Raw genomic sequence first — 17,643 nt, 5'->3', positions numbered from 1 at the left:
AATATTGAACCCATCCCGTAGTTTTCTAAGTGAATTATTCACCTAACAAATTTTCGGTTTTGGTTAAAAATTTTTCTAGCGATTCTTCCAGATTAATATCCATTCTGTCGGCTAAAATTGCCAACCACCAGATGCATTCGCATAATTTATGTTCCAACATAACCTCCGTATTTTTTGCTGGCCAACGGTTTTGCTGTGACATCGTGTGACGACCGACCAGACCGGCATCGGTTAAAAACGCCAGTACATCTTCCTCTACAGTCCATTCTGTACCGTGTTGAGTTTTTTCCAGTTGATGATAGATCGCCCGTATGTTTTTTGAGCGTTCCAAAAGTTCTTTTATGTCCATTAATGAGTTTGTTTTGATTTTGATTAAATTTAGCGAAAAGAGATTACATTTCAGTCACAGCATCTCGTAAAATAGTTTCAAGATAAGCCTGATTTTCTCCTTTTTCAAAGTTTATCAGATGAATTTCCTGATGCATTCCTGATTTTTTCAGTCCGTTTTTGGTGGCAAATTTTTGCAGAATGGGTAATGTTTCTAATTCTCCTGCAAATGGACCTTTATGCAAAAGCTGAACACATTTTCCTGCCGTATATACAAATCGTTCAAACATATTGGCGAACGGTATATGTGGTTTTTGTGCTGCAATGTTCGTGATGTTTTCATTTGTGACAAATTCCGGGACTCGGATTGCAATTCTGTAATTCAGCAATGACAAATCCACCGTTGTATAAAAATTACCAATATCAACATATCCAACCTTGTCTTCATCAAACCAATAAAATATCTCAACAATAGTTTCGGAAAATGCATTTTCAGTATTTTTAAACTGATTTTGCAAGGCTTTAACAAATTCCACAATGGCCTTCTTCTTCTCGTAAAAAATATCAGTTCCAGGGCTGCCATTTCCAGCTATGGAGATATAGCTCGCTTTGGGGATTTCTACGATTTCCGGCTGTTCGCTTGCTTTGTAATAATCGTTGTATGATTGTTTATTATCCATATTTTTTTGAGTTTAATTTTACATCAGGTCAGCTTTGGCTTTATATATTCTTCCTTCTTTAAAAGTAAAATCAAATATTCCGCCTATTTTTCCTTCGGGAAATTCGCCTGTGAATTCCACTTCAATATGAGCTTTATTGTCGCTTATAATGTATAGTTTTACAAGTCGTGTCTGGGTTTTATAACCAATGAAATAGCTTTCAAAATAGTTTTTAATTCCTGAATGTCCTTTAAAAACCTGACCGACAGACGGGTCGTCTAAAACGGCATGGTCTTGCCAAAGTTCCAGATAGTTGTCGGTTTTGTAAGCGTTACTAATTATGATGAATGTATTGATGAATGCTGGTATGTCCATTTTGATTTTAATTAAATGATTCTTTAAATGCTAAAGGTGTTAAGTTGGTCTTCTTTTTAAATAATTTGTTAAATGATTGGGAATGTTCAAACCCCAACTGATAAGCGATTTCCGATACAGATAGGGTAGTAGAGGTAAGATATTCCTTCGCTTTTTCAATTAATTTTTCGTGGATATGTTGTTGTGCATTTTGCCCCGTGAGAGAACGCAGCATATCGCTTAAATATCGCGGCGAATGATGGAATTGGGATGCCAAATAATCGACCGTTATCATTCCGTTTTGTAAAGGTTTTTCTTCGTCAAAATATGTATTTAAAAGATTTTCTACTTGACTTAACAAATCATTATTAACTGTTTTTCGGGTAATAAATTGGCGTTTATAAAAGCGGTTGCTGTAATTCAATAAAACCTCAATGTAGGAAACTACCAAATCCTGGCTGAAATCGTCGATATTGCCGCTAAGCTCTTCCTTAATATTATCAAAAATCGCAAAAAGAATCTGTTTTTCTTTATCCGACAAAAACAAGGCTTCCTTAGCGGAATAAGTAAAAAAGCCAAGGCTTTTTATCTTTGTTCCTAAAGGATAATTCCTGATGAAATCCGGATGAAACAGCAATGTGTAACCGGAATAATCTGCTTCATCTTCTACACTTTGAATAACCTGATTGGGTGAAATGAACGACAAACCTCCTTCATCAAAATCATAATAACCCTGCCCATATTTTAACTTTCCCTTAAGATGCTTTTTGTAAGATATTTTATAAAAATTAAGCAAAAGAGCTTTCGGTAGTTCCTCTGCTGGTGTTTTGATATCAGCATAATTCACCAGACTTACCAATGGGTGCAGTGGTTTTGGGAAACCGAGAGCATTATGTAAATCGGATATCGAGTTGAATTTTTGCGGTACATTTTTCATAGATACAAATTTACCAAATGTTTACTAGGAAGAAATATTCACGATTTTTTCAAATTGAGTTTGTGCAGACCATTTTTCTCTTTCAGAATATAGAGAAACAGCATCGTTGCCCGCAATATAGCGCAACTTATTTCTGCTATCTGTAGCCGCTTCATAGATGATATTGGCAATGCTTTCAGGTGTGGAAAACTGGCTCATGCTTTCTTCGCTATAGCCTTCGCTCACTTTTTCTACCAAAGATTGGTATGCTTCATGTTGTCCGCCATCCATTGACCGACCTGCAAAATCGGTTTGGATGCCACCCGGAGCCACTATTTTTACCTGTACATTAAAGTTGGCAAGTTCATACGCCAGACTTTCTGAAAAACCGTCAATCGCAAATTTGGTAGCCGAGTAAACCGAGCAAGTTGGGTAACCAATCAATCCAAACATCGATGTAATATTGATGAACATCCCTGATTTTTTCTCACGAAAATATGGAGTGAAAGCTTTTGTTACGCGGATAACACCTAAAAGATTGGTGTTAATTTGTTTGAAGATTTGTTCATCACTCAAGGCTTCTAAAGGCCCAATCAATCCGTAACCCGCATTGTTAAGTACAACATCTACCGAATGATTTTCGATTATTGTAGCAACCGTTTCTTCAATTTGATCTGAATCCGTGACGTCTAGTTTTAAGAGGGTTACATTTTCTAGTTGAGTCAGTTCCTTTTCATTCTCCGGGTTTCGCATTGTTGCGATGATATTCCATCCTTTGGACTGAAATAGTGTGGCCGTCGTTTTTCCTAATCCTGAGGATGCCCCTGTTATAAAGATTGTCTTTTGCATTTTGTCTTGTTTAATATTTACAAGGCAAAGTTCATCAAATGCTGAGGAGTAAATGTTGCCAAAGTGAGTAGGGTTGTAGCCAAAATGAAGAAGAACCTAATATGTTTTGTCTTTTTAATTAAGATTTTTGACTTATAAATTCAGTCATAAATAATGGGATTATATACTTTGACAAACTAGCCTATCTATAATTAAATGATCGAAGGTATGAAAACTCAAATCGATAAGTTGGACCGCGATTATGATAACAAAAATTCTCTCAATTTGGTCAAGGATTTGCTAGATTATCAAGGGTAATGGTTATTGAAGAAAAATCTAAATGATAAGGAGCTTAATGAAGAAATTATCAGAAAAATCTCTGATAAATTGATCTTGAAGAAAGACGGTTTTACGACTAATTTCAATAGCCCATATTTAAAGCCAAAACATTGAATTGTATGAAATTTGTTACATTAAAAAACCGAAATAAAGTGCCTGCACTCGGGCAGGGTTGCTGGAAAATAGGTGATCATCCTAACAGAAGACAACAAGAAATTGATACGCTTCGGCGTGGCGTAGAATTGGGGATGACGCTCATTGACACTGCAGAATATTATGGCAATGGAAGGTCTGAGGATCTGATTAGTGAAGCTATAGAAGGGATGCGTGATGATATCTATCTGGTAAGCAAAGTAATGCCCTCAAATGCCTCTTATCAAGGCACTATTGCGGCTTGCGAGCGTAGTTTGGGGCACCTGAAAACCGATCGGTTGGATATGTATCTATTGCATTGGCAAGGTTCGTATCCAGTGGAAGAAACGGTTCGTGCTTTCGAGAAATTAGTGGCAGATGGTAAGATTCTGAATTGGGGCGTCAGTAATTTCGATGTACAGGATTTGGAAGATGTTTTTGAAGTTCCTAATGGGAAAGATTGTGCCACAAATCAGGTTTTTTACAATCTTTCACACCGCGGAATTGAATACGATATGTTTCCCTGGGCAAAAGAGGAAGGTATTCCGCTAATGGCTTATTCGCCGATTGATGAATCGAGGCTTGTTTCCAGAAATCAGTTGCAGCGAGTTGCCGACAATCACAATGCTACGCCCGCACAGATTGCATTAGCCTGGAGCATACAGTCAGGGATTGTTATTTCTATCCCTAAAGCTTCGACGGTGGCGCACGTAGAAGACAATGCAAAAGCTGCAGATATTATTTTGACGGCAGAAGATAATGCTATTTTAGATGCGGCTTTCCCGCCGCCCCATAGAAAAGTAAACTTAGAATTTATCTGATTAAATACGAGGTAGATATAAAACAACTTCCGATTACCATTAATAATCGGAAGTTGTTTTTTTATTGAAGAATAATCTTATTTAAGGTCAATACGTATGATTTTTAAGCATTTTATTTAATCGATTTTCAAAATAATCTTCCCGATATGTTTATTGCTTTCCATCAAATGATGAGCCTGCGCTGCTTCTTCCATTGAAAATACCTTATAGATTACCGGCACAAATTTCCCGGTTTCGATCAGCGGCAGTATATTGTGTCTAATGGAAGCAGTCAGCTCCGCCTTGAAAGCTTTGTCCCGGCTTCTCAAAGTCGTGCCCATAATGCTCAGGCGCTTCTGCATCATTTGAAAAATATTGAGTGTTACCTCATTACCGTTCATCGCATTGATATAAACCAATCGGCCTTCTTCCTGTAAAATATTGATGTTTTTTTGAAAATAATCGCCACCGATCATATCCAAAATGAGATGGACAGGATGCTCTTTCAGTACAGCTTCGAAATCCTGTTTTTTGTAGTTAATAAACTGATCAGCGCCCAGTTCCAGACATTTTTCTCCCTTGACATCATCACCAACGGTTACAATAACTTCAGCGCCACTGGCTTTTGCCAATTGGATGGCAGTAATTCCAATGCCACTACTTCCGCCGTGTATCAAAATCCGTTCGCCACTTTGCAAGTTTCCTCTTTGAAAAACATTGTGATACACCGTATAGATGGTTTCCGGCAAACTTGCGGCTTCTTCAAAATTCAGATTTTGGGGAATCGGCAAACATTGCAAGGCAGGCACACTTACATATTCCGCGTAGCCGCCACCGCCTAACAAAGCAAGTACCTTATCACCAATACTAAATCCGGTAACATCAGCACCAATTTTTTCGATCACGCCGGCGATTTCCAATCCAGGAATATTAGCAGGAACACCTTTTGGAGCCGGATAATTACCCATTCTTTGAAACACATCCGGTCTATTGATGCCGGCTGCTTTCACTTTTACCAGAACATCATCTTTCCCGATTTCAGGAATAGGACGATCCTCTGTTTTCAATACTTCTGGTGCGCCATATTCTGTAATAACAACTGCTTTCATTTTATATTTTTATCAATAGATTCGGTCTGCAAAATGACAGACTTTAGATTATTCATTAATTACATTCTGTTTTTCAATCTCCGCAATTCTTGCCGCAATATTGTCTTCTTTATCGTATCCTCGGGCGATAAGGTAATATTGGTCTTGAGGTGTTTTAAGGAAAACCTGCGGAAAGCCGGTCACCTGCAATGCTTGTGCATACTGAAAATCTTTTTTCACATCTTCCAATACCGCATCCGTTTTCATCTTTGCTATAAATTCATCGGCATCAATCTCAAAATGTTCCGCAGTTTTGTGGTACATCTCATCTTCATTGGGATTGAGCCCCTCACCATACATAAAACTTTGCATAGTCGTCACAAATTCAATCTGGCGGTAGCTTTTATTCGGGTAGGTTTTGAATGCAGAAAATGCCTGTGCCGGCTTTTCGGAATTGAGTTGGTAGTTGTCTTTTTCTACCAATCCACCCAGATATTTTTCGGTGATATCGGCACCAGAATATTCTATAACCCGTGCATAAGCTTCTCTAAAGCCTTCACCCAGAATATCCTTGATTCTTCGGTTTTGTTCTGCCGGAAACATCCCGCCACTTACCAACTGGAAGTCATAGCGATCCTGAAATTTGTCATACAATATTTGCATTTCCTTTTCGAAGCCGTAACACCAGGAGCATAGTCCGTCGTAAACATATATTATCGTTGGTTTCATTTTATTTTAATTAGGTTTAATGTGTTAATTCTTCTATTTTTTCTCTGATTTTTCGGATGGCTAAAGGTGCTTTTGCATAGACACGCAGCACTCTTTCTGTTTGATTATCCTGTTGCAGATAGAGTTGGGGAAACAGATCTGAGCCTATTTGTTTTGCTAAGTCAAAATCCTGGTAAGCCCATTCCAAAGCTTCGGGAGATTTCATCTTGACTAAAAATTCATCGGCATTTAAACCAAAAGCAAGTGCTGTTTTTTTATACAACTCATCTTCATTCGGGTTAAGTCCATTCACATACAGATTCTGATGCATGGCAAAAACGAAGTCCAGATGTTTGTCTTTCATCTCCGGTAAAGATTTGAAAGTTGAAAATGCCCTCGCCGGGATTTCGGAATTAACAATATAATTTTCGCTGTCAACAGTTCCTGCCAAATAGTTCTCTGATATATTAGCGCCCGTAATCTGTACCACCTGCTGGTAATCTTTCCGGAAAGTTTCGCCCAATTTTTCTTTGATGCGAGGGGTGTCTTTTCCGATATTCATCCCGCCACTGATAATTTTCAGATCTACTTCCGCTTTCAGTTCATCCCGGATGATAAACAGCTGCGTATCGAAACCGTAGCAGTAAGAGCATAATCCATCAAAAACATATATTAATGTTGGTTTCTGCTTTTTTACAGCTGGAATTTCACAACCTTCGGAACCACAAAAATTGTCACTGAAAGCCTTATCATCAAAAAAGTTGGTTTGAATTTTAATTTGATCTGCCATTGAAAAGTGCATTTAGAATCCTTTATGAACTAAAATTTTTTTAAACATCAATTTCAGCAATCTAAGGAGTTTTTAGTTTAACGGTAATTGGTGCTAAGGCTTAGCTGTTGCCATTGTTCAAGCTCGGTGGCGACTTCCCTTATTTTGTATTCAGCAGCCCGGAAACCATCGGTTCCCAAATAAATTCTTTGTGGCGGATTGTTGCTTTCAGCCAATTTGATAAATGCTTCTGCGGCTTTTACCGGATCGCCTCCCTGATTTTGATTGAGCTGACGGAAACTTTGTTCGGCTTGTCTCACGGCCCGGTAATTATTCATAGGATTTTGCGGAAATTTTGCAGATCCGCCAAGGAAATTGGTTTTGAAACCGCCCGGACATACCGCTGTAGCTCTTACACCAAACTCTCTTCCTTCTTCATCCACGGCTTCGGTAAGCAATATCACGGCCGCTTTTGTGGAGCTGTAAATGCCTTGAGCCGGAGAAGTAATGGAACCGGAAATAGAGGCCATATTCAAGAAATAACCCGAATTTTGTTCTCTGTAAACTTTCATTACCGAGCGGATGACACGCATTGTCCCAAATACATTCACATCATAATTGGCTTTTATCTCGTCATCGGTTAATTCCTCAATAGCGCCTACCAATATATAACCGGCATTGTTGATAGTAACGTCTATTCTTCCAAAATGATTTTTCACTTTTGTCACCGCCTCATCGACGCTGTTTTGATCAGTAATCTGCATAGAAATCGGAAAGAAATTTCCGCTTTGGTCATTAACCTCACTTGCCAGTTTGGCTTCGTCTCTGGAAGTGGCTGCCACACGAAAACCGTGTTTCAAAAGTGTCTTTACTGCTGCAAGACCAAAACCGCTACTGGCGCCTGTTATAAACCATACTTTTTTATCGCTCATAATATTTTATTTTAAATTTTAAATTTGATTTTAAATGATCCATTAATGAAACGTTTGCATTCGCAACAATGATGATCAAAATTTTACAATAATCATTCTCTAATTTTTTGCGGATATTGCTACAGAATCTTTGATATATTGATCAGAATTCTGAATAAGATCCGCCACAAATTTTCCAACGCTTTTTCTGGAAATGAAATGACTCTCTGTTTTTTCGTTTCTATGTTGGAGTGCTATATCTTCTACAATATCATTATTAGTCAACCAATTAGGTCTGATAATGGTATAATCCAGATTGCTGTGCTCGATAACATCGGCGCCGTTTTTTTGATCCCACAGATAAGTGTTTGGAACTTCGGGTTTTCCTAATTCCCGTACACCGGCTTCGGAGAAAGCACTTTCATTGTAGATGCCTAAACTTGCTGTCCAAATCAGTCTCTTGATGTTGGCTTCTTCCATAGCAGCAACAACGGTTTTTGCCAATTTTTCCATATGAAATGGTCCTAATGCAGAGAAAACAAGATCCACGCCATGCATTGCGCTTACCAAATCCGCCGCATTTGTGGCATCTCCAATAATTGTTCTGTCTTTGTCGTAGATTTTCCGTTCATTTCTCATCAGTAAGACTTGTTCGATGTCCTTATTTTCGTCCAAAAAGCTAGAAACAAATTTTGCAATAGGTGCCGATGCACCAAGTATGAGTACTTTTTTCATTGTATAATTGATTTAATGTAGATGATAGAAAAGCAAACTAAAAATTCTGAAAAGTCTAAACTATCTTCTTTTATTATGGTAAAATTATAAGGAAAATTAATCGATACCAAGGACATACATCACAAAAAAATGTGAGGTAGTTCACAATTGATCTGTTACGGTCAATCCAATCATAATTTCAAATAGCGATGTATTTTAAAAGACAAGGAATATAGCCCTAAACTAAACGTTACGGAATTAACTGCGGTATTTTCTGTCACTAATTTTTTTCCTAGTGACAGAGTTAGTGACAAAAAAAGAAAATAGACATTTGTTTGTCGGCCAAATGTCGGCTACAGATATAAATAAAAACGCCTAAACACTTATTTACAAGCTGTTAGGCGTTTTTTATGGTGAACTTAACAGGACTCTATTCAAACCATTTGCTACAAGACATAGATAATATTTTGAAGGTGTTAAATGATATTTAATATGAATTTCAAAGTTTGCTAATTCCTCCTTGATATTATTGGTATTTTAAACATTTTATATAGATAAAACAAGTTCTATTTCTACTCTGCCTGATTTTTCATCGCCATCAAAAGACCATAAGCACCTTTCTGAACGATCTTTTTATCTTTCAAATTATCCGCCTTCAAAATTTCGGTGAATTGATCATCAGAAATTCCCACATTCACAGGAATCATCTTATATTTCTTATTCCCTAAATCTTCAAAAACATAACTTTTGCTTTCAAAGGAAACCACAGATTCATTCGGTAAACCAATGGTAAATCGACTGTTGATTGTCACTTCTGCATTGATGTACATTCCTTTGATAAACTCAGGATTCGGACTTGAAAGCTTCGCAACAGCCACCGACGAACCGCCGTTTTCAATACTCGGTACAATACTTACAATTTTAGCTGTCGATTTTTTTTCAGGGTTTTGATTGTTGTAAACCAAAATTTCCTGTCCGATTTTCACATCATTTACATCGTTTTCAAACACTTTTAATTCAAGCAATAAACCTGCAGGATTAATCAACTCAAACAAAGTATCAGAAGGATTAATATATTGTCCGTTATTCACTAAAATTTTGCTCACAAAACCACTAAAAGGTACATAAACATTAATTTGGCTTCTGATATTCGATAAATTTAATCCTTTTGCATTGATTCCAATAATTCTCAGTTTTTCTTCCAAACCTTTCAAAGTAGCATTCAATGTAGAATAATCTGCCTGAGCGGTTTGCAAAGTTTTATCACTGGTCGCTTTGGTGATATTCAAATCTTTTTGACGGCTTAAATTCAATCTTGCCGATTCCAACTGTGCTTTCGTCACCAGATAATCCTGTTGTAACTGAATAAATTGCGGGTCTTCCACAACTGCCAAAACCTGTCCTTTGCTGAAATGACTTCCGTTAATCACGTTAATCGATTTGATATGACCGCCCATAATGCTGGAAATCGAACTGATGTGAGACGGCGAGATTTCAACTTTACCATTCAGGCGGACGAGTTTTTGCATTGTTTTTTCCTGAATTGTTGTTGTCGTTAAACCAATGGATTGCAATTGTTTATCCGACATTTGAACCGTATTCTGGTCTTTTTCCTTGAATTTTGTGTTTTCATACACCGTTTTTTCTTCCTCTTTTTTTCCTGAACAGGAAGATAAAATCAGAATTACACTTAAACTAAGGATTGATATATTTTTAAGATACATTTCGCTGTTATTTTGATAGTAAGAAATTAAGTTCTGCTCCGATTTGGTTGAGTCTTTCGAGATTATCGATGTAATCAACCTTTGTTTTTACCGCCTGATTCGTAAGAATTACCCAGTTCAGATAATCGATTTCGCCGACTTCCAATTGTTTTTGAACCGTTTTTAAAATTGTTTCAGATTTTGGAAGTTGTTTTTGCTCATAATTATCAACGATTTTCAGTTGATTGGTGTAATTATTAATTTGCTGTCCGAATCTGTTTTTCAGTTCAATTTCTTTTAATTGATATTGGTTTTCAGAAATCGCCACTTTCGCTTTCGTTGCTTTTGCCAAAGCTCGTTGACCTTTCGTAAACAAAGGAATTCCCACACCGACCTGAACCGCATTAAAACGATTGTTATTAAGGTTTTTCATACTTTGATTTGTATATCCAACCAATAAATCCGGTAATAATTTAGATTTTTCGAGCTGAGCTTCTGCATCATTGATTTTAATCTGCTGATTTAAATATTGCAATTCAGGATGTTGCTGAACCATTTCTTCCGAAACCTGAAGATTAATATTCATCATCGGTTTGTCCGAAACTGGTTGAAATTTTTCTTCGGACTGAAGCAATAACTGAAGCTGAAGTTTAGCGATATTCAAATCATTTTCAAGCATATTCAGTTGCGTTTTTGCCTGTTCGCTCTGAATTTCCGCTGTTGACTCTTCCAAAATATTGGTTTCACCTTTTTTCAGTCTCAAACTCGCTTTTTCTGCAAAACTGCTGTATAATTTGGTGATATATTCAATCACCTTCTTCTTTTCCTGAAGTGTCAGAATTCGGTAAAAAACATCGGAAACTTCCTTTGTTAATTGCGCTTTCGTCAGATTTTGATTGATGACACTTGCATTCCATTCTGCATCCAGCATTTGTTTTCTTTTGGCATAAACCGTCGGAAAGCTGAAACGCTGGGAAATAGAAAAAGAATTATCAGTTTCCACACCGTTCATCTGTCCGATTTGCGCACTGACTTCCGTTTGCGGAATATCGAGATAACTTGCCTTTAATTTTTCCTGATATTCAGAAATTAATTTTGAGTTTTTTAAAGTTCTGTTTTGTTGAAAAGCTTTTTCCAGAGTTTGTTCATAGGTAATGTTTTCCTGTGCATTCATCATTCCGAAAGAAATCAGAAATAAGAATGCAGTCAGTTTTTTATGATTGTTTGAAAATTTCATTGTATTTATTTTAAAGACTTTTTCTATCTAAAACTTGTCTTTCTATTTTAAGTGAAACGCCTTTGTATATCTTAATTATAAAGTTTCATTTTTAAGAAAACTTTGTATTTCTTTGCCTTTAAATTATCGCAAGGTCAAACAAAGATTATGTATTGGATTCTTTTTTAAGATAAACAATGCCACTTCATTTATTGAGGAAAACAAGGATAAATTCTAAGTTATTTTACCCAGATATTTTTAACTGTTTTCTTTAATCTTATTAAACTTTTTCTTTTTACTGATTCGTTCAAATAAGACATAAAGAATCGGCAAAACGAACAAGGTTAAAAGTGTTGCCAACATCAAGCCTCCGATAACCACGGTTGCCAAAGGTCGTTGCACTTCTGCACCAGCTCCGTTGCTGATTGCCATTGGTAAAAATCCTAAAGAAGCCACGAAAGCCGTCATCAGAACCGGACGAAGACGGATTCTTGTTCCCATCAAAACAATTCGGCTTAAGTTGGTTACTCCATCTTTTTTCAATCTGTTGAATTCTGAAATCAAAACAATTCCGTTTAAAACTGCTACTCCAAAAAGAGCAATAAATCCAACTCCCGCACTGATACTGAAAGGCATTCCTCTTAATGCTAAAAAGTAAATCCCACCAATTGCGGACAACGGAATTGCAGTGTAAATCAGCAAACTATGTTTTACAGAACCGAAAGCGAAGAACAGCAATAAGAAAATCATTACCAAAGAAATCGGAACGGCAATTCCTAATCTTGCTTTGGCTTGATTTAAATTTTCAAAAGCACCGCCATAAGAAATCGTGTAACCTGCAGATAACTTCAAATCTTTGTTAACTTTCTGCTGAAGCTCTTCCACAATACTCTGAACGTCTCTTCCACGAACATTAAACCCAATCACAATTCTACGTTTGGTATTTTCTCTCTGAATCTGATTTGGACTTTCTCTTAATTCCACTTTTGCCAGTTGCGACAACGGAATTTGTTCCCCATTAGGCGTTGGAACCAACAGATTTTGAATGCTTGAAATGTCTTTTTTGTGCTCTTGATCCATTCTTACGACCACATCGAATTTCCTTTCGCCTTCATACAGAGCACCTGCAGTTTGACCTGCAAAAGCCATATTGATAACTCTGTTAATTTCTGCAACGGAAATATTGTAGCGTGAAAGTTCGGCGCGATTATAATCAATCACAACTTGCGGAGCTCCGACGACAGGTTCTAAATACAAATCCTGAGCGCTATTGACTGTTGAAATAATTCCTCCTAACTTTTTAGCGTAAGTCGCCAAACTGTCCAAATCTTCGCCATAAATTTTACAGACCACATCCTGTTTTGCTCCCGTCATCAGTTCATTGAAACGCATCTGAACCGGAAACTGAAAACTTGCAGTAAGTCCTGGAATGACTTGTAATGCTTCATTCATTTTATCTGAAAGTTCAGGAAATGAGTGTGCGGAAGTCCATTCTTTTTTAGGTTTTAAAACGACAATCATATCGCCACCATCCATCGGCATTGGGTCGGTCGGAATTTCTCCACTTCCGATTTTCATCACGACTTTCTGAACTTCCGGAAATTGTTTTAATAAAATTTTCGAAGCTTTAGTTGTGGCTTTTTTTGTTTCTTCGATATTACTTCCCTGAAGAATTCTCATCTCAACCGCAAAATCGCCTTCCTCCAAAGACGGAATAAATTCTCCACCCATTTTTGAAAGCACGAAAACCGCTCCTGCAAACAAAATAATTACTGTTGCAATAATTGTTTTTCTGAATTTTAAAGCTTTAATTAATAATTTCTGATGACCGATTTCAATTTTCGCCATCACTCTGTCAGAAACATTGTCTTTTGTTTTTTTCTTTCGGCTCAACACCAAAGAACTCATCATCGGAATGTAGGTTAATGATAATAAAAATGCTCCAATCAACGCAAAAGCAACGGTTTGTGCCATTGGTTTGAACATTTTTCCTTCAATTCCCTGAAGCGTAAAAATTGGTAAGTAAACAATTAAAATAATGATTTGTCCGAAAACCGCACTGTTGACCATTTTTGTTGCTGAACTGGAAACCTGACCGTCCATTTCAGCTTTTGAAAGTATATTGTCTTTTCCAAAATGTTTTTTGTGGGCTAATTGATGCAGAACGGCTTCCACAATAATCACGGCACCATCCACAATCAATCCGAAATCTAAAGCTCCGAGACTCATTAAATTTCCTCCAACTCCGAAAATATTCATCATAATAATGGCAAAAAGCATCGCCAAAGGAATGACGGAAGCGACCAATAATCCCGCTCTGAAATTTCCGAGGAATAAAACCAGAATGAAAACGACGATTAATGCGCCTTCCATTAAGTTGGTTTTTACCGTACTAATCGTGTTATTCACCATTTTAGCTCTGTCCAAAAACGGTTCAATCACAACACCTTCCGGTAATGATTCCTGAATTTTTTCTAATTTTTCTTTAATATTTCCAACGACTTCATTGGCATTTTCATCTTTCAGCATCATTACGATTGCTCCGGAAACTTCGCCTTTGTCGTTGTAAGTCATTGCTCCGTAACGGGTTGCGAAACCTATTTTTACCTTCGCTACATCTTTAATATGAACAGGAATTCCTTCTTTTGTACTCGAAACCTGAATATTTCCGATGTCTTCTGTGCTTCCTAAAAGTCCTTCACTACGGATAAAAAGGACGGTTTCTCTTTTCTCAATATAAGCGCCTCCAGTATTTTGATTATTGTTCTCCAAGGCATCAAAAACATCATTGATATTGATGTTAAAAGCCTGTAATTGATTGGGATTAATGGCAATTTCGTATTGTTTTAACTTACCTCCAAAACTGCTGACATCGGCAACGCCTTTCGTGCCTAATAACTGTCGGCGAATCACCCAATCCTGAATGGTTCTGAGTTCGGTTTCGTCATAAACGTGTTCGTATCCTTTTTTAGGTCTTACAACATATTGGAAAATTTCTCCCAAACCGGATGAAATAGGTCCTAATTCAGGTTTTCCGATGCCTGCAGGAATATTTTCCTGAACCAGTTGTAATCGTTCCTGAACTTGTTGACGAGCCCAATACACATCAGTATCATCATCAAAAACAATTGTAATCAACGACAATCCAAAACGTGAAAAACTGCGGATTTGGGTAATTCCGCTGATGTTACTGGTTGCCTGCTCGATAGGAAAAGTTACGAGACGTTCGATATCTGCAGCGCCGTAAGAAGGCGCAACAGTAATAATCTGAACCTGAGTACTCGTAATATCAGGTTGTGCATCGATAGGAAGTTTGGTGGTTTCATAAATTCCAAAAAGGATAAGCGCAATGGTAAACAGCACAATAATGAGTTTATTCTTTACAGAAAACTCAATAATTTTATTTAACATAAAAATTTATTAATTGAATTAAATAGAAATCAACTGCTTTAGAAAGAAATCCTAAAACACTGATATTTAAATTAAAAATCAATTAACAAAAGCGAGGAGGCTGGAAAATACGGGAAAGATAACTGCTGGAAAAGTCTTTTTCCTGATAAACAGTTGGTTTTTGAGAAATAATGATCTCCTTGATTTGTTCTATGTGAAAAGTGGTTTCCGGAAGTTTTGCGTAAACCATCAGGACAATCGGAGGATTGAAAAACGGTAGCTTCTGGTCTGTATCCCAATCTGAATCGGGTTGATGATTATCGTAATGTTCCACCAAAAACTCGGAAAAGCTTCCTTGATAATCCATTAGATGTTCTATTAAGACAGGTGTTTTTAATACTTCCGCTACATTGGTTGTTGCAAGTACATAAATCATCAAACATAGTATGGAGAACCATCTTAACATTGGTGCAAAGATAGTCGTTTTTTAATTGTTCGAGAAATTCTAAGTTAATAAATTATAAAACAAAAATGACACATTTTATGATGAAGTCAGAGTTGTTTGGCTTTCGTCGATAATATTTTAATTCATAGAGTATATAGAGGAAATTTTAAATGTGTTGAATGGTTGAAATAATCATTTGTTTTTTATAATTTCTATACAATCTAAAATTATTTAAAATCGTTCTTAACTTAAAATTATTTAAATTTGAGTAGTGAAAAAGTTGATTTCCATAGTTTTGCTTACTTTGTTTTTGGTTTCTACAACCGAACTATATCAGCTTTTAAAAATTCCTACACTTGTAGAGCATTACTTTGAGCATAAAGCGCTCAATCCGGAAATGCCTTTGGTGGCTTTTCTCAAAACCCATTACGAACATCCTGCAAAAGATGGAGATTATGGGAAAGATCAGAAACTTCCTTTTGTGATGCATTCTCAACCATTGGTTTTGGTTTTTACAGTTAATCAAAATTTCGAGTTTGAATTTAAAAAGGATTTTCTAAACCTTCTGAAATCACCTAAAATTTTATCTAAGGATGAAGACTTTTGCCTGAAGGGTTTTAAAAGTTCAGTTTGGGAACCACCTAGAATTCTGTTTTCATAACATTCATAAATACAGTTTTTTAAATTTTAAAAGCTGTACTCCGTTAAACAAAAATTTCATTTAAAATATTATGAAGACAATATTTTCAACCCTGTTTTTGGTTGTGTTTTCAGTCGTTTTCAATGCTCAAAACAGATGGGAAAACGCAAAAAAAATCGCTGCAGAAAAAAACGAACTTATTCTGCTTAATTTTTCCGGTTCAGATTGGTGTATTCCGTGCATCAAACTTCATAAAAATATTATCGAAACCGAAGACTTCAAGAAGTTGGAAACCGATAATGTCATTGTTTATCTCAATGCAGATTTTCCGAGAAACAAAAAGAATCAGCTTAAGGCAGAACTCAAGAAAGAAAATGCTTCTCTTGCCGACCAATACAATCAAAAAGGAATTTTTCCTTACACGATTTTGCTAAACTCGGAAGGTAAAATTCTGAAAAGTTGGGAAGGTCTTATTTCCGGCGATGCTTTAGCGTTCAGTAAAGAGATCAGAGACATTAAAGACAACCAAAAACCTTAGACGAATATGTGGAGAGAATTCAAAAGACCTCAAAAACTGATGGGGAACGCTTTTGAAATTACCGTTGTTGACGACAACGAAACTTGGGCAAACCTTCATATCGATGCTGCCATTGAAGAAATTCGCAGAATTGAAAGGCTGTTAACAACTTTTAATGAAGAAAGTCAAACCAATCTCATCAACCGAAATGCAGGGATACAACCTGTAAAAGTAGATGCTGAGATTTTTGATTTGATTGAAAGAAGCATCAGAATCAGCAAAATTACCGATGGGTATTTCGATATTTCCTACGGAGGAATCGATAAAAGTTTCTGGAATTTTGACCGTGAAATGACGCAGCTTCCCAACCCAGAATTGATAAAAAGTCATCTGCAATTGGTGAATTATCAAAACATCATTCTATATTCAGTCAATCAAAACGTTTTTCTCAAAGAAAAAGGGATGCGCATTGGTTTTGGCGGAATCGGGAAAGGCTATGCCGCAGAAATGGCGAAAAGAATTCTTCAGCAAAGAGGCGTGGTTTCCGGTATTGTAAATGCTTCCGGAGATTTGACGACTTGGGGAAATCAAGCCAACGGAAAACCTTGGACAGTCGGAATTGCAGACCCGGACAACTCAAAACAGCCATTTTCTTATATGAACATCACAGATATGGCGGTTGCAACGTCGGGAAATTATGAAAAATTCGTAGTCATCAACGGAAAAAAATATTCTCACACCATCAATCCAAAAACCGGAATGCCCGTTTCGGGCGTGAAAAGTGTCACCATTTTCTGTCCTAATGCAGAAATCGCTGATGCAATGGCAACTCCGGTAAGTATTATGGGAATCGATGCCGCACTGAATATGGTGAATCAAATCAACCATTTAGAATGCGTCATTATCGATGATTATAATAAGATTTATTCATCTCAAAACATCAATTTAAAATGAAAAGAAATAGTATAACTAAAATAAAAATGACGGTGTGTTTTTTGGCAATCGTTGCTTTAGTGCAATCTTGCACCACCGTAAAAGAATACGAAAAAAACAAACTGAACGACGCCGAAATGGCTTTAGGGAACAGAACTGTGGAAAAAACAGAACTCAGTTTTCAGTCGTACAGAGAAGGTTCTTCAGGAGCCAATGCCGGAAAAGTAGGTGGTGGTTGCGGTTGCAACTAAAAT

18 protein-coding genes and 1 pseudogene are annotated in these 17,643 nt (G+C 36.8%); 5 read left to right on the top strand and 14 right to left on the bottom strand.

The window, feature by feature from the left end:
• Positions 1–34: 34 nt before the first annotated feature.
• The 5 genes from MTP08_RS10865 to MTP08_RS10845 are packed head-to-tail and all read right to left on the bottom strand — an operon-like array spanning position 35 to position 3,105.
• On the bottom strand, positions 35–349 hold the full coding sequence (locus MTP08_RS10865) for a nucleoside triphosphate pyrophosphohydrolase family protein (RefSeq protein WP_243575972.1): 315 nt from the start codon (positions 347–349) through the stop codon (positions 35–37).
• 43 nt (positions 350–392) lie between these two features.
• The gene (locus MTP08_RS10860) at positions 393–1,007 is read right to left on the bottom strand and encodes a GyrI-like domain-containing protein (protein WP_243575971.1); all 615 of its coding nucleotides are present in this window, start codon (positions 1,005–1,007) and stop codon (positions 393–395) included.
• Between the two features lie 18 nt (positions 1,008–1,025).
• On the bottom strand, positions 1,026–1,361 hold the full coding sequence (locus tag MTP08_RS10855; protein WP_243575970.1) for a nuclear transport factor 2 family protein: 336 nt from the start codon (positions 1,359–1,361) through the stop codon (positions 1,026–1,028).
• Between the two features lie 7 nt (positions 1,362–1,368).
• Entirely contained in the window at positions 1,369–2,277 is a 909-nt protein-coding gene (locus tag MTP08_RS10850) for a helix-turn-helix domain-containing protein (RefSeq protein WP_243575969.1), read from the bottom strand.
• A 24-nt stretch (positions 2,278–2,301) separates the two neighbouring features.
• A complete protein-coding gene (locus tag MTP08_RS10845) occupies positions 2,302–3,105 on the bottom strand; it encodes an SDR family oxidoreductase (RefSeq protein WP_243575968.1) in 804 nt (267 codons plus the stop codon).
• 437 nt (positions 3,106–3,542) lie between these two features.
• On the opposite strand from MTP08_RS10845, the gene MTP08_RS10840 reads away from it, so the two are divergent.
• A complete protein-coding gene (locus MTP08_RS10840) occupies positions 3,543–4,376 on the top strand; it encodes an aldo/keto reductase (protein ID WP_243575967.1) in 834 nt (277 codons plus the stop codon).
• A 116-nt stretch (positions 4,377–4,492) separates the two neighbouring features.
• On the opposite strand, the gene MTP08_RS10835 is transcribed toward MTP08_RS10840, so the two are convergent.
• The 9 genes and pseudogenes from MTP08_RS10835 to MTP08_RS10795 all read right to left on the bottom strand — a co-directional run bounded on the left by MTP08_RS10835 (position 4,493) and on the right by MTP08_RS10795 (position 15,290).
• Complete coding sequence (locus tag MTP08_RS10835) at positions 4,493–5,464, bottom strand: NAD(P)H-quinone oxidoreductase (protein WP_243575966.1); 972 nt, start codon at positions 5,462–5,464, stop codon at positions 4,493–4,495.
• 48 nt (positions 5,465–5,512) lie between these two features.
• Positions 5,513–6,172, bottom strand: a complete 660-nt coding sequence (locus tag MTP08_RS10830) for a DsbA family protein (RefSeq protein ID WP_243575965.1) — start codon at positions 6,170–6,172, stop codon at positions 5,513–5,515.
• A 16-nt stretch (positions 6,173–6,188) separates the two neighbouring features.
• On the bottom strand, positions 6,189–6,941 hold the full coding sequence (locus tag MTP08_RS10825) for a DsbA family protein (RefSeq protein ID WP_243575964.1): 753 nt from the start codon (positions 6,939–6,941) through the stop codon (positions 6,189–6,191).
• Positions 6,942–7,018: 77 nt separating this feature from the next.
• On the bottom strand, positions 7,019–7,852 hold the full coding sequence (locus MTP08_RS10820; protein ID WP_243575963.1) for an SDR family NAD(P)-dependent oxidoreductase: 834 nt from the start codon (positions 7,850–7,852) through the stop codon (positions 7,019–7,021).
• 99 nt (positions 7,853–7,951) lie between these two features.
• Positions 7,952–8,566, bottom strand: a complete 615-nt coding sequence (locus MTP08_RS10815; protein ID WP_243575962.1) for an NAD(P)H-binding protein — start codon at positions 8,564–8,566, stop codon at positions 7,952–7,954.
• A 551-nt stretch (positions 8,567–9,117) separates the two neighbouring features.
• The gene (locus MTP08_RS10810) at positions 9,118–10,269 is read right to left on the bottom strand and encodes an efflux RND transporter periplasmic adaptor subunit (protein WP_243575961.1); all 1,152 of its coding nucleotides are present in this window, start codon (positions 10,267–10,269) and stop codon (positions 9,118–9,120) included.
• 7 nt (positions 10,270–10,276) lie between these two features.
• Positions 10,277–11,485, bottom strand: coding sequence for a TolC family protein (locus MTP08_RS10805; RefSeq protein ID WP_243575960.1), 1,209 nt, complete (start codon positions 11,483–11,485; stop codon positions 10,277–10,279).
• 264 nt (positions 11,486–11,749) lie between these two features.
• Positions 11,750–14,875, bottom strand: a pseudogene (locus tag MTP08_RS10800) (efflux RND transporter permease subunit); the annotation flags it as partial.
• 82 nt (positions 14,876–14,957) lie between these two features.
• Entirely contained in the window at positions 14,958–15,290 is a 333-nt protein-coding gene (locus MTP08_RS10795) for a hypothetical protein (protein WP_243575958.1), read from the bottom strand.
• A 280-nt stretch (positions 15,291–15,570) separates the two neighbouring features.
• Here MTP08_RS10795 and MTP08_RS10790 point away from each other — a divergent pair, with 280 nt between their 5' ends.
• From MTP08_RS10790 to MTP08_RS10775, 4 genes are all read left to right on the top strand, one after another.
• Complete coding sequence (locus MTP08_RS10790; protein WP_243575957.1) at positions 15,571–15,960, top strand: hypothetical protein; 390 nt, start codon at positions 15,571–15,573, stop codon at positions 15,958–15,960.
• A 70-nt stretch (positions 15,961–16,030) separates the two neighbouring features.
• Complete coding sequence (locus MTP08_RS10785) at positions 16,031–16,477, top strand: thioredoxin family protein (RefSeq protein WP_243575956.1); 447 nt, start codon at positions 16,031–16,033, stop codon at positions 16,475–16,477.
• 6 nt (positions 16,478–16,483) lie between these two features.
• Positions 16,484–17,410, top strand: a complete 927-nt coding sequence (locus tag MTP08_RS10780; RefSeq protein ID WP_243575955.1) for an FAD:protein FMN transferase — start codon at positions 16,484–16,486, stop codon at positions 17,408–17,410.
• Positions 17,411–17,436: 26 nt separating this feature from the next.
• A complete protein-coding gene (locus MTP08_RS10775; protein WP_243577750.1) occupies positions 17,437–17,640 on the top strand; it encodes a DUF4266 domain-containing protein in 204 nt (67 codons plus the stop codon).
• The last annotated feature ends 3 nt before the right edge of the window (positions 17,641–17,643 follow it).

Source organism: Chryseobacterium oryzae, from assembly GCF_022811665.1.
Classification (GTDB): Bacteria; Bacteroidota; Bacteroidia; order Flavobacteriales; family Weeksellaceae; genus Chryseobacterium; species Chryseobacterium oryzae.
Note: the sequence above shows the minus strand (reverse complement) of the source record. Positions and strands in the feature narration are given on the sequence as shown.

Excerpts from the sequence above, each read along its gene's own strand:
- MTP08_RS10865 (WP_243575972.1), bottom strand. The coding sequence starts at position 349 with ATGGACATAAAAGAACTTTTGGAACGCTCAAAAAACATACGGGCGATC.
- MTP08_RS10860 (WP_243575971.1), bottom strand. The coding sequence starts at position 1,007 with ATGGATAATAAACAATCATACAACGATTATTACAAAGCAAGCGAACAG.
- MTP08_RS10855 (WP_243575970.1), bottom strand. The coding sequence starts at position 1,361 with ATGGACATACCAGCATTCATCAATACATTCATCATAATTAGTAACGCT.
- MTP08_RS10850 (WP_243575969.1), bottom strand. The coding sequence starts at position 2,277 with ATGAAAAATGTACCGCAAAAATTCAACTCGATATCCGATTTACATAAT.
- MTP08_RS10845 (WP_243575968.1), bottom strand. The coding sequence starts at position 3,105 with ATGCAAAAGACAATCTTTATAACAGGGGCATCCTCAGGATTAGGAAAA.
- MTP08_RS10840 (WP_243575967.1), top strand. The coding sequence starts at position 3,543 with ATGAAATTTGTTACATTAAAAAACCGAAATAAAGTGCCTGCACTCGGG.
- MTP08_RS10835 (WP_243575966.1), bottom strand. The coding sequence starts at position 5,464 with ATGAAAGCAGTTGTTATTACAGAATATGGCGCACCAGAAGTATTGAAA.
- MTP08_RS10830 (WP_243575965.1), bottom strand. The coding sequence starts at position 6,172 with ATGAAACCAACGATAATATATGTTTACGACGGACTATGCTCCTGGTGT.
- MTP08_RS10825 (WP_243575964.1), bottom strand. The coding sequence starts at position 6,941 with ATGGCAGATCAAATTAAAATTCAAACCAACTTTTTTGATGATAAGGCT.
- MTP08_RS10820 (WP_243575963.1), bottom strand. The coding sequence starts at position 7,852 with ATGAGCGATAAAAAAGTATGGTTTATAACAGGCGCCAGTAGCGGTTTT.
- MTP08_RS10815 (WP_243575962.1), bottom strand. The coding sequence starts at position 8,566 with ATGAAAAAAGTACTCATACTTGGTGCATCGGCACCTATTGCAAAATTT.
- MTP08_RS10810 (WP_243575961.1), bottom strand. The coding sequence starts at position 10,269 with ATGTATCTTAAAAATATATCAATCCTTAGTTTAAGTGTAATTCTGATT.
- MTP08_RS10805 (WP_243575960.1), bottom strand. The coding sequence starts at position 11,485 with ATGAAATTTTCAAACAATCATAAAAAACTGACTGCATTCTTATTTCTG.
- MTP08_RS10795 (WP_243575958.1), bottom strand. The coding sequence starts at position 15,290 with ATGATTTATGTACTTGCAACAACCAATGTAGCGGAAGTATTAAAAACA.
- MTP08_RS10785 (WP_243575956.1), top strand. The coding sequence starts at position 16,031 with ATGAAGACAATATTTTCAACCCTGTTTTTGGTTGTGTTTTCAGTCGTT.
- MTP08_RS10780 (WP_243575955.1), top strand. The coding sequence starts at position 16,484 with ATGTGGAGAGAATTCAAAAGACCTCAAAAACTGATGGGGAACGCTTTT.
- MTP08_RS10775 (WP_243577750.1), top strand. The coding sequence starts at position 17,437 with ATGACGGTGTGTTTTTTGGCAATCGTTGCTTTAGTGCAATCTTGCACC.